Source organism: Caulobacter segnis (genome assembly GCF_031454995.1).
GTDB lineage: Bacteria > Pseudomonadota > Alphaproteobacteria > Caulobacterales > Caulobacteraceae > Caulobacter > Caulobacter segnis_E.
This window is the reverse complement of record NZ_JAVDRV010000010.1, coordinates 16,507-29,475: the sequence shown is the minus strand read 5'-3', so window position 1 is coordinate 29,475 and position 12,969 is coordinate 16,507. Positions and strand designations below refer to the sequence as shown.

Annotated in this window: 11 protein-coding genes; 2 read left to right on the top strand and 9 right to left on the bottom strand. The window is 64.4% G+C overall.

Translation table 11 applies throughout. The annotated features are described in order from the left end of the window. The 9 genes from J2728_RS22115 to J2728_RS22075 form a co-directional block, all read right to left on the bottom strand. The coding region (locus J2728_RS22115; RefSeq protein WP_310002362.1) for a sulfotransferase family protein at positions 1–906 on the bottom strand (906 nt) is incomplete at its 3' end. Positions 907–945: 39 nt separating this feature from the next. After that, positions 946–1,992 carry a hypothetical protein gene (locus J2728_RS22110; RefSeq protein WP_310002361.1) on the bottom strand — a complete coding sequence of 349 codons (1,047 nt, stop codon included), beginning with the start codon at positions 1,990–1,992 and terminating at the stop codon, positions 946–948. Beyond that, complete coding sequence (locus J2728_RS22105) at positions 1,989–3,560, bottom strand: glycosyltransferase family protein (protein ID WP_310002360.1); 1,572 nt, start codon at positions 3,558–3,560, stop codon at positions 1,989–1,991. Before J2728_RS22105 ends, J2728_RS22110 begins: the two co-directional genes overlap by 4 nt. A 130-nt stretch (positions 3,561–3,690) precedes the next feature. Next, positions 3,691–5,331: a glycosyltransferase family 4 protein gene (locus J2728_RS22100; protein ID WP_310002359.1), complete on the bottom strand. Its 1,641-nt coding sequence runs from the start codon at positions 5,329–5,331 to the stop codon at positions 3,691–3,693. A gap of 168 nt (positions 5,332–5,499) precedes the next feature. Then, positions 5,500–6,720 carry a class I SAM-dependent methyltransferase gene (locus J2728_RS22095; protein WP_310002358.1) on the bottom strand — a complete coding sequence of 407 codons (1,221 nt, stop codon included), beginning with the start codon at positions 6,718–6,720 and terminating at the stop codon, positions 5,500–5,502. A 735-nt stretch (positions 6,721–7,455) separates the two neighbouring features. Next, positions 7,456–8,334: a replication initiator protein A gene (locus J2728_RS22090; protein WP_310002357.1), complete on the bottom strand. Its 879-nt coding sequence runs from the start codon at positions 8,332–8,334 to the stop codon at positions 7,456–7,458. Positions 8,335–8,346: 12 nt separating this feature from the next. After that, positions 8,347–8,637, bottom strand: coding sequence for a ribbon-helix-helix domain-containing protein (locus J2728_RS22085; RefSeq protein ID WP_310002356.1), 291 nt, complete (start codon positions 8,635–8,637; stop codon positions 8,347–8,349). Continuing rightward, positions 8,634–9,293, bottom strand: a complete 660-nt coding sequence (locus J2728_RS22080; protein ID WP_310002355.1) for an AAA family ATPase — start codon at positions 9,291–9,293, stop codon at positions 8,634–8,636. The genes J2728_RS22085 and J2728_RS22080 overlap by 4 nt, the downstream gene beginning before the upstream one ends. 127 nt (positions 9,294–9,420) lie before the next feature. Next, the gene (locus tag J2728_RS22075) at positions 9,421–9,666 is read right to left on the bottom strand and encodes a DUF6471 domain-containing protein (RefSeq protein WP_310002354.1); all 246 of its coding nucleotides are present in this window, start codon (positions 9,664–9,666) and stop codon (positions 9,421–9,423) included. A gap of 173 nt (positions 9,667–9,839) precedes the next feature. Between J2728_RS22075 and J2728_RS22070 the strand changes: the two genes are divergently transcribed. Further along, positions 9,840–11,579, top strand: coding sequence for a type I secretion system permease/ATPase (locus tag J2728_RS22070; RefSeq protein ID WP_310002353.1), 1,740 nt, complete (start codon positions 9,840–9,842; stop codon positions 11,577–11,579). Continuing rightward, entirely contained in the window at positions 11,576–12,964 is a 1,389-nt protein-coding gene (locus J2728_RS22065; RefSeq protein ID WP_310002352.1) for an HlyD family type I secretion periplasmic adaptor subunit, read from the top strand. Before J2728_RS22070 ends, J2728_RS22065 begins: the two co-directional genes overlap by 4 nt. Positions 12,965–12,969: the final 5 nt, after the last annotated feature.

Here is a 12,969-nt window from a genome sequence, read left to right as displayed (position 1 = left end):
CGCGGCGGGCAGCTGGTCGAGCTCGCGACGCATGTCGACCATGACGAAGCCGATCGTGCGCTCGAGCGCGACGAGCTCGGCCTCGATCTTGGCCAAGGGCGCGGTCGACGGCGAGTCGCCGCGCGCGGCGGCGCGGAGCCAGGCATAGGTCTTGGCCGCCCCGGGCCAGACGCCCGCCTCGTCCAGCGCCACGCCTTCGGCTTCGTGATGGCGATGCGACTTGGACAGGAAGGTGTCGACCTCGGCGACCACCTCCGGCGCGCGGTTGGGCAACGCCCGCCCCATCACCGCCTCGACGCGGTCGAGAACGCCGCGCCAGTCGTTCAGCAGGTCTCCGTAATCGACGAAGATCCGCGGAGCGTCCCGGGTGTCACGCTCCACCGCCAGCATGTAGCTGGTCCACAGCATCAGCGCGGTCTCGCGCGAGGTGCCATTTCGCGCCTTCAGGCTCTCGGCCACCTCGAAGGGGTGGCGGACCATGATCACATAGACCGGATCGACGGCGATCTCGTCGAGCGCCTGGCGCCAGAAACGGGTCAGGATCGACGAGCGCGGATCCTTCATGACCATCAGGTCCTGGTCGCCGAAATTCAGATTCAGGAACGCCTTGGCCTTATCGAGAAACTGATCGCGCAAGGCGAAGGCGCGGTCGTTGTCCGTGACCGCGAAGACGTTGTCCCAGCGCGATCCGATCGAGCGCAGGATGGCGTCGTCCAGGGCGACCATCTCCCAAGGCTCCCAGTAGCCCAGAGGATTGTCCGGGCCCGGATCCATGACCCGCTCGGGCAAGGCGCCGCCAACCAAGGACAGCAACCGCGCCATGGCGGACGTACCACTGCGGTGCATGCCGGCCACGACCAGGGCCTGGCGGCGCGCCGCCGCGCCGCTCTTCACTTTAGAACCCATGGCCCCCGCCTTTCGTCCCGCGTTCAACTCACTCATCCGTCAGGCCGAGGGCTCGAAAAGCCCCTCCCCGATCAGCCATGCCTGGTAACTGCCCGGACCAGCCGCGAAGGGATCTGGAAAGGCGTCGCGCAGGTCGCCTCGCGCGCGGTAAAGCTCGCGGTGCGACTTGGCTATGGCTCGACCGTCCGCGTACACGCCGTAGGCCCAGTATCGCGCGGGAATCCGACCGTCGGTGAAGCTGGCGATCAGACGCTTGTACCAGTTCCAGATCTCGTGGACCTCGTGGTTGGTCCCAGCGTAGCGCTTGGTCATCGCGTCGCCCACCGGGCCCAGCTTGGTGAAGTGCCAGAACCGCAAGAGACTGCCATTGACGGTGATCTGGCCCGACTTTTCGATCGCCACCCTCCGGCGGCTGATGTTCCAGCTGGCGACGTTATAGCCAGGATCACGCAGCACCTTCACCTTCTCGAAGAAGGCGGGGACGTGATCGCACCAGCGTTGATCGACGAACAATCCGTTGGGAATGTCGTCATAGCAGAGGGCCAGGAGCCGGTCGTTCCACCACTTGGCGAACCTGGCCCCCTCCCCCTTGGTGCGGATCGCCACGAAGCCGAGGTTATAGATCCCCGTCCTCAGGGCCGAGACCTCGTTGTCGAGAACGGCGCTCAGGGTCTCCTCGGGCTGCAGCAGGTGCGGCGTGAGCAGGATGTCGTTGTCCTGAAGCTCATCCAGAAGCGGGCTCAGCGGATTCAACAGCGCCGTGTCGGGATCCAGGTAGATCGCGACGTCGGCTCCGCTCGAGCACGCCATGTGCAGGAAGGGCCCCTTCACGGCCGTGCAGGCCTCGACGACGTCGTGCTTGAAGAGCCACGACTTCCAGGCCTGCCCCCCCAGATCCAGATCCTCGACCCAGACCACGCGATCGAAGGCCTCGGCGCTCAGGTCCAGCTCCACGCCCGGCGGCGGCCGATCCGTGATCAGAGCCACCAGCTCCCAATCGGGATGGTGCCGGCGCAGGGTGTGGAACAACACCCGGGCGCGATCCAGGTAGGAGAAGGTGAAGCTGGAGAAGCAGAGAACCTTCACGACAGGGTCTCCGCCACGAAATCGGCGCTCATCTTGCTGTAGCTCAGGCTGTGGACCGTTCGCCCGCGACCCGAGCGCAGGGATTGGACCTCGCCGCGCTCGAACAGCGCCATCAGGGCGTGTTCGTCCTCGACCACCAGGCCGTTCCCGGTCTCGGCGACAAAGCGCGGCACATTGCCCGCGTCGGGATTGGTCACCACCATGGCCCCACCCGCCACGGCCTCGTAGGCGGTAAAGCAGAAGGTTTCCGGGCACAGCGACCAGATCACGGCGACGTCGATCTCCATGGACTCGACCGCGACGGCCATGGGCTCGGGGACGTCCGGCGTGGGCTGGATGGCGGTAAACCTCGCCTCGACGGCGTCCTCCTTGACCTTGCCCAGATGATGGAATTCGTAGCGCGGATCATGGGCGAAGCGCTCGACCAGGCGCTCATAGACCGGCCAGCCCTTGTGAGGCGCTGGCATGCCCAGGAAAGCCACCTTCAGAGGACCCCCGGCGTCGCCGCCCTCCCCGTCCGCCACTCGCCTCCGGAGCGTGGCGTGCGGGTGCACCTTCGCCGCGGCGGGCTTAACGGGAAAGCTGGAAAGCCACAGATCCAGCGCCGCCTGGGACGGGGCCAGCACGGTCATGGCGAAGGTCTGGAAGAACCGGCCGTGCTCGGCCAGATGGATGCGCCGCCGGCGGCCATACAGACACACCGAACAGGCGGGGCTGTTCGGCGGCGGGGCGCCGCAGAACGCCACGTCGTTGCGCATCAGGGCGTAGTTGGCGCAGACACTGGCGAAATCGTGAATCCAGAAGAAGCCCTCCCGGGCGTTCAGGGCGCGCAGGACCTCGGTCATGGCGGCGATGTCGTGGCCCAGGAAGCTATGGACGGCGAAGGTCAGCGCCTTGCCGGTCGCGAACGGGCCTAGACGCTCGACCAGGGTCTCCGCCGAAAAGACCCCCACCCGTTCGCCATTGATCAGTACGCCAACCATCGGATGAAGGCGCTCGAACTCCACCACCAGTCCCGGCGCGGCCGGATAGAGGTGGATATGTGTCGCGCCTCGGGCGCGCATCGCGTCGGATTCTCGGGTCAGGCACAGCTGCACGCCGCCGAGGTTGGCGGTGAAGTCGTCGTGACTGATGGTGACATGTAGGCGCGTGGACGTGTCCACCTGTCGAAGCGCGGACACCAGCTGCTCGACGTCCGTGGGATCCGGATCGGGAATGCTTTCGCGCAGCGCGCGGACCCGCTCCTCGAGCGGAGGCGCCGCCTTCAGGATCTCATAGCGAAATCCGAGGTCGATCTTGAGCGCCCGGCCCTCCCCTCGCCCGGTCAAGACGTAATGGGAGAAGGGATTGACACCGGCGGCGGCGATGTCCGGGTTGGCCTCCAGATAGGGGGCCATGACGAACCGCTTGCTGGGATTGCGGCCCTCGCGCCACCCGAACGTCATGAAATGCTCGAAGGGATCGACTCCCGCCGCGGCGACGTCGGCGTAGGTGGCCAGATAGTACGCGGCGTCGAACTCGGCGCGAACTGGATCGACGGCGGCGAGAGGTTCGGTTTTGGCCGTCATGGCGTCCTTCATGCGACCAACGCGAATCGAAGATCGTCCATTGTCCAGTAATCACGACACGCCGGGCGCGTTATGAACCGCCCTCAATTCCCCGGCCATCCCGAGACGTCAAGCCTTTCAAACCGTCCGCTCAGGGCTTGAGCGTGACAAGATTCAGCTTCGCCAGCCACATCAGCGCGCGCATCCGCGAAGGACGGGTGGCTGGGTCGTGGCCGACCAGGTCGCCGACGCTCTCGGTTCCGCTCTCGACGGCTTTCAGGACCTCCAGGACCGTTTCTCTCGGCGTCAGCGCCGGATCAATCGCATAGCGCGCGACGCCCAGCTCCAAATACTGCTCCACCGCGCCGGCGAAGGCCGGACGAAGGCCCGCCTTCCAGTCGTCTCCGAGCGTATGCGTGGGATAGTCGGCGAAAAGCGCGAAGGGATCGGGCCTTAGCGCCCAGCTCTCGGGCGTCCCCTTCCCCGCCGCGCGACGGATCAGATTCAATTCGTCCACCAGCTCGACATAGCGGTCCAGGATCACCGGCCAATCATAGTCGGCCATGGCCCGCGCGCGTCCCGTCTGACCTAGTTGTCGCCGCAACGAGGGATCATCGGCGAGCGTCACGATGCGCTCGACCAGCATGTCATGGTCAACCGCCGTCGCCATGCTGGTCCGGCCGATGTAGTAGTCATAACTGTCGACGCCGTCGGCGTGACGCCGCGCCAAATCCACTCCGCTTCCGGTTGGCGGAAGCGTGACTGGAATGCGATATCCATCCATTCCGTCTCGAACGGTGTCCTTGTAGCCGTCCCAATCGCTGACCAGCACCGGTAGGCCCGCGGCCATGGCCTCGAGGGGGGTAATACCGAAGGTTTCCTGGATGTTGTCCGACAGCGAGACAAAGACGTCGGCGGCCTTCCAGGCCTGATGATAACGGCCTTCATCCCGCCCATCGATCTCGAGGAACCGGACATTGGGCGCCAGCGCGCGACGGGCTTGCTCATAGGCTGGCGCCGCCGCGGCGTTTGCATAGACGCCGGCTTCGACACACACCAAGGTCTTGGAGGTTTTGGCCTGAGCCTCTTCAACGGCCTGGTAGAACGCCGTGGGGTTGGCCTTGGCATGAAAAGCCTTACGGCCCGCGAAAAGAAAGGCGACCTCGTCGGCGCCCAGGCCCAAGGCGGATCTGGCGTCAGCGATCTGGTTTTCAGTTCTGGCGAAGGAGGGCGCGTTCACGCCTAGCGGTATCACCGGCATGGCGATGGGATTGAAACGGCTCGCGCCCAGGTGTTCGGCGTACCAAGCCTTCAGCTCTTCCTGAAGGCGCGTGACCACCGACACCGCGGCCGCTGAGGTGCACACCAGGGCGTCCCACGGCTTGAAGGGGGGCAGGATCAGATCCGACACCAGGTCCATCGCGACCGCGGAGGACAGGGTATGGGTGACGCCAAACAGGCTGTAGACGCCTGGTCCCCGCATGTTCCTGCGGTGGGCGATCTCCTTGGTCAGGGGGCCCGGATAGTAAACCGCGCCCAGGTCGTCCTCGAGGACGCGATCTCCCGGGGCCTCGCGCCAACGCAGAGCGCCCCGAAACCCATCGCTTTTCAATTGCCGTAACATGGCTTGGCCGGACATGTGGACCGACCCAAACCCATGGACATCTTGGTCACGCCAACGGCGGGCGACCCCATTCATCAGCGCCTTGCCGGCGCTCTGCCGGCCCATGATCTTCTTGTCGGTCGAGTAGCCGTCGCCGACATAGTAGATCGCGAAATTCATCTTGCTCATGGATAGGGACTAGCTCGCGGAGGTCTGATGAAGGCTGTCGCCAATCGTCGACGATGGCCTTGCTTAGGCTAAACAGTCTCGGGGTGTCGACGGCGCGATCAGTCCCCACATATCCACGCGTCCACATGCGGACGTGGCCACACACCTAATCGTCGGCCAGAGACTTGGTTACCCCCGCAAAGCCCGCCGCGACCACCCCGAATAGGTAATCGCTGGGTTGGTCGGAATGGTCCCATAGGCATGAGTCACCAAGCCGGAGTCACTTTCGAAATCCAGACGGATGACCGCGCCAGGCGCGCCCACCGAACGCGGCAAGCGGAGACGCCAATCGCGCGCCAGATTGGCCGCGTGTGGGAAGTGCGTCGCCACGTCGGGGCGTTCGCCGCCTATTTGGGCCTCGCCCCACCGCTGACCATCGACATTGGCGGTCACCGCCTTGATCTGGCGTCCAGGCGAGCGCTCCTGCACCCAGCCGGCGCAGTCGAGATCGCCGTTCGTCAGCAAGGCCATCGTCTCGAACCCACCCATCGGTGAGCTGGCCACATCCAGGGCGGACACGTCACGCCCGGCGCCTCCGACGACATACAGGTCCTGGTTCTCGTAGAGCCCCTTGTGAAAGCGCCGCCAGCTGGGGCCGGCCCCCGGGCCGAGGCGCGAAATGGCCTCGCCTACAAAGGCTTCGGTGACATAGGACATGCCGTAGATGTCGTGATCCAGAGAGCCGCTCTCGCTGGTCCGGAAGTAACGCAAGCCGCTGTCGTCCATGGCTTCGCCACCCGGCAGGAAGGTCTCGTCATGGACACTGAACGCCAGGACCCCGCCGGGGGCGACCAGCTCGTACAGTCTGGCCAGCCAGCGGTGAAACAGCCCAGCTGGCAGGTGCGAGAACAGCGAACCGACGAAGACGATGTCGTGGCGGCCGTGATGGTCGAGTTGGGCGGGATCTGGTACCGAGACGATACCTTTGACGCCGAGCGTGTCGACCTGCCAAGCGATCGCCTGGCTGTAGATGTCGGCCACGTGGATCCGTTCGGCCGGCAGTTTCTGGACCAGGGCCCGGGTTAGGCGTCCATAACCAGAGGCGAAATCCAGCACGGTGTTCAGCTTGTCATAACCGCCGAACACCTGATCCACGATCTGGCGATAGGCGTCGTGCAGCCGCATGGTCGACTCGACGAACTTGAACGCCGCGATGCCGTGGTCGCCCTCGTAGTTGGGGAGCAAGGCTTTGAAGTACATTTCGTCGGCCGAAGGCAGCGGGACGAGGAAACTGTCTGGGTCAAAGCCTTTCAGCGTCAGATAGTCGTCCATATAGCCGCGATAAGTCGCGTCTATCGTCGCGAAATCGAGCCGCGAGGCCATCTCGACTTGGTTTATGTTCGAGGTCACGCTTGATCCCATCCGCCTGACGGCGCCTTCAGGCCCGCGCGGTCTTCCTATCTCTGGCCCCTAATTTTGAACAGGCCATGCCGTTCTTGCCGATGATTATCGTGACCTGAGCGCCTTTGACGCCTTCCGCCACGCGCCTCGTCTGGTCCCTGGTGGCCTCTGGGTGAAAGCTTCAAGGTCACACACCCTTGGCCGACAAGCCCGGTTGGGCCCTTCTTGGCCCAAGACCGGGCATTGTCGCACAGCCTCTCCACCTCCTTCGGGAGTTAAAAAGGACTCTGTTAGATACAAGTTAAGTAAGTTAAGGGCCAAAAATACTGGATTTTGTCCTTTATATTCAATCTCCTACGACATGCCCCGGTGGGTGATCCCACGTGTTTTGGTGGGTGATCCCACGACAAAAGGTGGGCGATCCCACGACAAAAAGGTGGGTGATCCCACGATGCGCCGGGCGCTCGGCCTCGGACTTTTCCACAGGGGTGTGGACAAAAAGAACGGTGTGTGATCCCACGATGACCGCTCATTTCTCGAATCGAGACCGGCTTTATTTGCGATCTTGGGTCGATATCCGACCGGAATCCCAGGATCGGCCCTGGGAAGGATGACGGCGAACCAAAAATGGCGTCGACGCCCGTTGAAATCCCGGGATTTCGGTGGGTGAAACCACGATGGATCCCCGTGGCTTCATGGGGCTTTCCCTTGAAATAAAAGAACTTTCACAGCCGCGTCCGACCTTTAATTCTCCGCGAGGGCTTCCAGCTCGGCCTTGGCGGATAAGAGGTCGCCAGCGTCTCTGTGCACGACGTGCAGAGCTGGGGAGCCGTCCTGGGTGCGGGTGAACGACAGAAGGTATTCGGGCAGCTGGTTACGCTCGACCACCTTGCGCAGCATCCTATTGAATTCCTTGGGTTGGCTGTCGCTTCCGGTCTTGTCGTAGAGGACCTCGATCCGGCAGATCCAACCTTCCGGCTGGGTCCCCGCGTGCTTGCGCGCGATGCGATAGAGCGCGCGCTCCAGCCCGCCGGTCAGCAGGAAGTAGTCGGTGTGCATGGTCAGCAGGGACCGCTCGTTGACGATGCCCTCGTACACCCAATTCGAAAGCGTGATGGTCATGCCTCGCGGCTGACCCGTTTCCGGATCGACCTCCAACGTCCAGCCGTCCAGCCAGCCAAACTGCGCCTCGGTCCGACGCTTGGGCGCGCGGATGGAGGTTCGGATCGACGTGGTCTCCAGCCGCTGCAGGGCCGCCTGCAGCTCCTGATATCCGCGGCCGCTGGTGTCGCGCTTGATCGCCCGCAGCAGGTCATAGGTGGTGGTCTTCAGGGTGCGGGGCAGGTCGTTCACCCCTTGAACCTTCATATGGTTCAGGACCGCGGCCGCCCAAACCAGGATATCGGCGTCCCAGATGGTGGCCATGCCGTAGGCGGGCATGGCCTCGACCTTCACCCAGACGTCGCTGTTGGGGCTCTCGTACTCGATCGGCTTGAGGCGCTTGCGTTTCTGCAGGCTGAAGAACGGGCGCTCCATCGTCTCGCGCTGATCTTTCAGCGGGACGTCGTGCATCAGTGGAATGAAGAAGTCGAACTCGGTGTTCGGATCCTTGCGCTTGACCATGACCGAGAGCGCCTAGCGTTCGCCGAAGGGGTGGCGCTGGTGCTGGCGCAAGACGGCGTCGAGGCCCTCGCCGATCAACGCCTGAACCGTCACGCCCCGCTCGACGGCCAGCATCTTTATGGCGCGCGCCATGTCTTGCGAGAAATAGCCGGCGATCATGGTCTTGCCTTGCCGCGCCTTCGCGATGGGAGAGGGGGCCTTGTCGGCGATCGCCGCGGGGGGCTCCTGACTCACGGGCGGCGGGGCGGGGGCCGTTCCGGCGGCGGCGGCCAGGCGGCTGGCGAGGCTAGGGCGAGGGCTCATGCGGCGCTCCGGGTCTTGTCGGACTTCTTGGTGGACATGCCTACCTGTCCACACATCCACGCGTAGAGGATTTGAACTTCGCTGGCCGCCTTGCTGGCGGGCTCGAATTCCACGGCGGTCTGGCCGTTGATCACGGCGTGGCGAAAGGCGGCGCGATCAACCAAGCAGGCGGGCGCCAGGCCCAGCGCCAGGCTTTTCACCACCTCGGCCGCCTCGTCGATGAGACCCGCGGAGCGGGGAGGGACCGCGTTGAGCACGACATAGGCCGGCTTCTGGGCGATCTTCATCAGCTCGCCCGTGGTCTTGATCGCGTGCAGGTCGAAGGCCGACGCCCGGGTGGGGATCAGCACCAGGTCCGCGATCTTGGCGGCGGCGACGGCGGCGGCGTCGGCGGATGGCGGGGTGTCGATGAACAGGATGTCGGCGCCGCCGTCACGGGCCGCGGCGATGGTGGCGTCCAGCCTGGTGTGCGGCGTGGCCACCACCACGGGATTGTCGCCACCGCGCCAATCGCCCCACGAAGAGGCGGTAGCCTGGGGGTCCAGGTCCACGATCACGGCCTGCAGGCCATCCCCCGCGGCGCGGGCCGCCAGGTGCACGGCCAGGGTGGTTTTACCCGCTCCGCCCTTTTGACTCACGATGGCGATGATCTTCATGGGAAGGCCCTCGTATGGGCGCGCCCTCGGGCGCCGCGTGATGGTGGAATCGAGGGTGGGGCGATTTGCGGCGCGTGTCCACTTGTGGATGTTCCGCCACGTCCACGTGTGTACGTGTGGACGTGTATCAGTTCTCGGGGCGGGGCCTGGGCGGTTCGATTCTGACGTACTCGCAACCGATCGCCACGAGACACTGCAGAAAGAACGCGGCCGTGAAGGTGCCGCGACTGATCTTGTTGCGCAGATTGGCCTCGGTTTCCGCGACACCCTGTTCGGCAAGGCGTTCGACCAGGTTGGCATAGGTCATGCCCCGGCGCTTCAGCTCCGCCTTCAGGATGCCCTTGACGTCCTCCGCGGGACGGGCGGCCGGCATCGTCTTTATCGCGGCTTTTGTCATCAAATATGATACTATCACCATTGACAGTGATACGCACGGGCATCATTGCTGCCGCGGCCTCGAAAAACGCGGGGGGTCCAGAGTGGACGCCGCGCCGCGCGGCGGAATGGCTCTGTCTTGGGCCGTGGACTTGGGATCGGGCGCGTCACATGAATCGACCGCGGAAGCCGGGTGATGACACCCTTCTGACGATCGCGTTGCGCAAGGGACGATCCGCGCTTGGCTACGCCGCGCTGTTCAGCCTCGTGACGAACCTGCTGTACCTGGCCCTGCCGATCTACACCAACCAGATCTATGGCCGGGTTCTGACCAGCGGCAGCGTTCCCACCTTGTTGGTCCTGACCGGCGGGACGGTCTTCGTCTTCATCATTTCGGGCATTCTCGACAATCTGCGAGCCCGCGTGCTGAGCGGCTATGGCGTGGCGCTGGACCAACAGGTGTCGGGGCACGTTTTCGCGGCGTTGTTTGACGGCGTGGTGCGACGGGACTCGGCGGCGGGCGCCCAGGCCCTGCGAGATCTCGATGGATTCCGTCAAACCCTGACGGGTCCCGCCGTAAGCGTTATTTTCGACCTGCCCTGGATCCCGATCTATATGTTGATCCTGTTCATGATCGATCCCGTGGTGGGTCTGGTCACGTTGGTGGGCGGCGTCATCTTGGTGATCCTGGCCTTTGTTCAGGACCGCATGACGCGGCCTCTGACGCGCGAAGCCAACTCCGCGGCGATCAAGAGCTACAGCTTCACCGAGGCCGGCCTGCGCAACAGCGAGGTCGTCCGGGCCATGGGCATGCTGGGGTTCATCGGCCGCAAGTGGGCCAAATTTCGGCTTGAGAGCCTGTCCAAGACCGAACAGGCCGCCCGCCAGAGCGAATTCTGGTCGGGTCTGATCCGGTTCGTCCGCACCGTCATCCAGGTCCTGATCATCGCCGTGGGCGCCGACCTGATCATCAATCACAAGATCGGCGCGGGAATGCTGTTCGCGAACATGATCCTTTCAGGCCGAGCGCTGGCGCCGATCGACCGGATAGTGGGCTCATGGACAGCCTTGGTGACAGCGGGTCAGTCGTATGAGCGCCTAAACGCCTTGCTGAGAGACTACACGCCCGCCGCGTCCGCCACCGAGTTGCCGCGGCCCAAGGGCGCCTTGACGGTCGAAGGATTGAACTACGGCGCGCCAGGCTCGGGTCGCCTGCTATTGGCGGCCGTCAACTTCAGCCTTCAGCCTGGCGAGTTTCTTGGCGTGATCGGCCCTTCCGGCGCCGGCAAATCGACCCTGGCTCGTCTGCTCGTCGGCGTTCATCAACCGCTCAATGGCTCCGTGCGTCTTGATGGAGTCGACGTGTTCAACTGGTCTCGAGCCGATTTCGGCCGTTACGTCGGATACCTCCCCCAGGACACCGAGCTGTTCGCGGGTTCGGTTCGCGACAATATCGCGCGCTTCATGGCCGATGTGACTGACGATGAAGTGTTGGCCGCGGCCCAAGCCGCGGGCGTGCACGACCTGATCGTGCGCCTCCCCAAGGGCTATGACACGGAACTGGGCGTCGGCGGCGTCGTGCTCTCGGCGGGCCAACGACAGCGCGTGGGTTTGGCGCGAGCCATGTTACGCGCCCCGCCCCTCATCGTCCTGGACGAACCCAACGCGAATCTGGACGCCCAAGGCGAAGAAGCGTTGCTGAAAGCGCTCAAGGTCATGAAGGCGAGGGGGCAAACCGTCGTGGTTGTTTCCCACAAACCCAGCATGCTGCAGGACGCCGACAAGCTGTTGGTCATCCGTGACGGTCGCGTGGACATGTTCGGCCCCAGGGCGGCGGTGCTCGAGCGCCTCAACAAAAACGCGGCGGCCGCGATCCCCGCCGCGCCTCCGGCCATCGAGACCAAGTCATGAAGTTCGACCCCAAGCGTCTTTACGACCTGATCGTTCGCGAACCCGAACTCGAGGCGCCGTCGATCGGCGGACCGATCGACATGCCCTTGGCGGAGACGACCCGCAAAGGCATGCGCGGGCCTGTCAAGGTTGGCTTGGCGGTCATCGCCGTGTTCGTGGTGGGCCTTGGCTTGTGGGCCGCCGTCGCGCCGATCTGGGGCGCGGTGACCGCGGCCGGCGTGGTGCGGGTGGAGGCAAACCGCAAAACCCTCAAAAGCCGGGACGGCGGCATTATTCGCCAGATCAACGTCCAGGAAGGCCAAGCGGTCAAAGCCGGCCAACTGTTGATCAAGTTCGACGACACCGGCGCGCGCGCCCAGGTCACGATCCTCGAGAATCAGTACGATACGGTGGCGATGAGCGCCGCCCGCCTTGAGGCCGAGAATGCTCGCCGGCCCTTGATGGTGCCGCCCGAACTGGCTTCGCGCCGCGCCGACCCGCGCGTGGCCGCGCTGATCCAAAACGAGACCATCGTCTATGAGACTCGCAAAGCCGCCATCGAAGGCCAGGCCGCGATTCTCAACCAGCGGTTCGAGCAGCTGCGGACCGCGCGGTCCGGCCTGCAGATCCAGGTCGACTCCATGGATCAGCAGCTCGTGCTGATGAATGAAGAGTTGAACGGATATAAAACCCTGAGCGCCAAGGGGTTGGCGCCCAAGGCCGTGCTGCTGCGCCTCGAGCGCCAGATCGCCGAGGCTCAAGGCCGGCGGGGCGCCCTGATCGCCGAGGTCACCAGGAATCAGCAACAGGCGGGCGAAACCCGACTGCAGCTGGCCTCGATCTACGAGCAACGCGGGGCGGAGGTCGCCAGCAATCTCCGCGAAGCCCAGACCAAGCTCAGCGACCTTGGGCCACGCCTGAACGCTGCTCGCGAGGCCCTGATTCAGACCGAGATCCGCTCGCCGGTCGATGGCTATGTCTTGGGTCTTAGTCAGTACACGATCGGCGGGGTCGCGGGCTCGGGCGAGGTGCTGATGGACGTTGTTCCCAGCAACACGCCGCTGGTGATCAGCGCCCAGATCAAGCCGGGCGACATAGACCAGGTGCATCCAGGCATGCGGGCCGACGTGACCCTGCAGGCCTACAACAGCTATCACGTGCCCAAAATCCCAGCGGAGGTAATGACGGTCTCGGCCGACGCGGTCGCCAACGCCCAGACCCACGAGTCGTATTTTCGCGCCGACCTGCGGATCAAGCCCGAGGAACTGGCCAAGCTGCCCAAGGGCGTAAAGCTCTACCCCGGCATGCAAGCCACGGTGATGATCCGCACCGATAAGCGCACCGTCCTGTCGTTCCTGATCGGCCCGATTGGTGAAGTCATTGACCGGTCCATGCGGGAGCAATAGGGGCC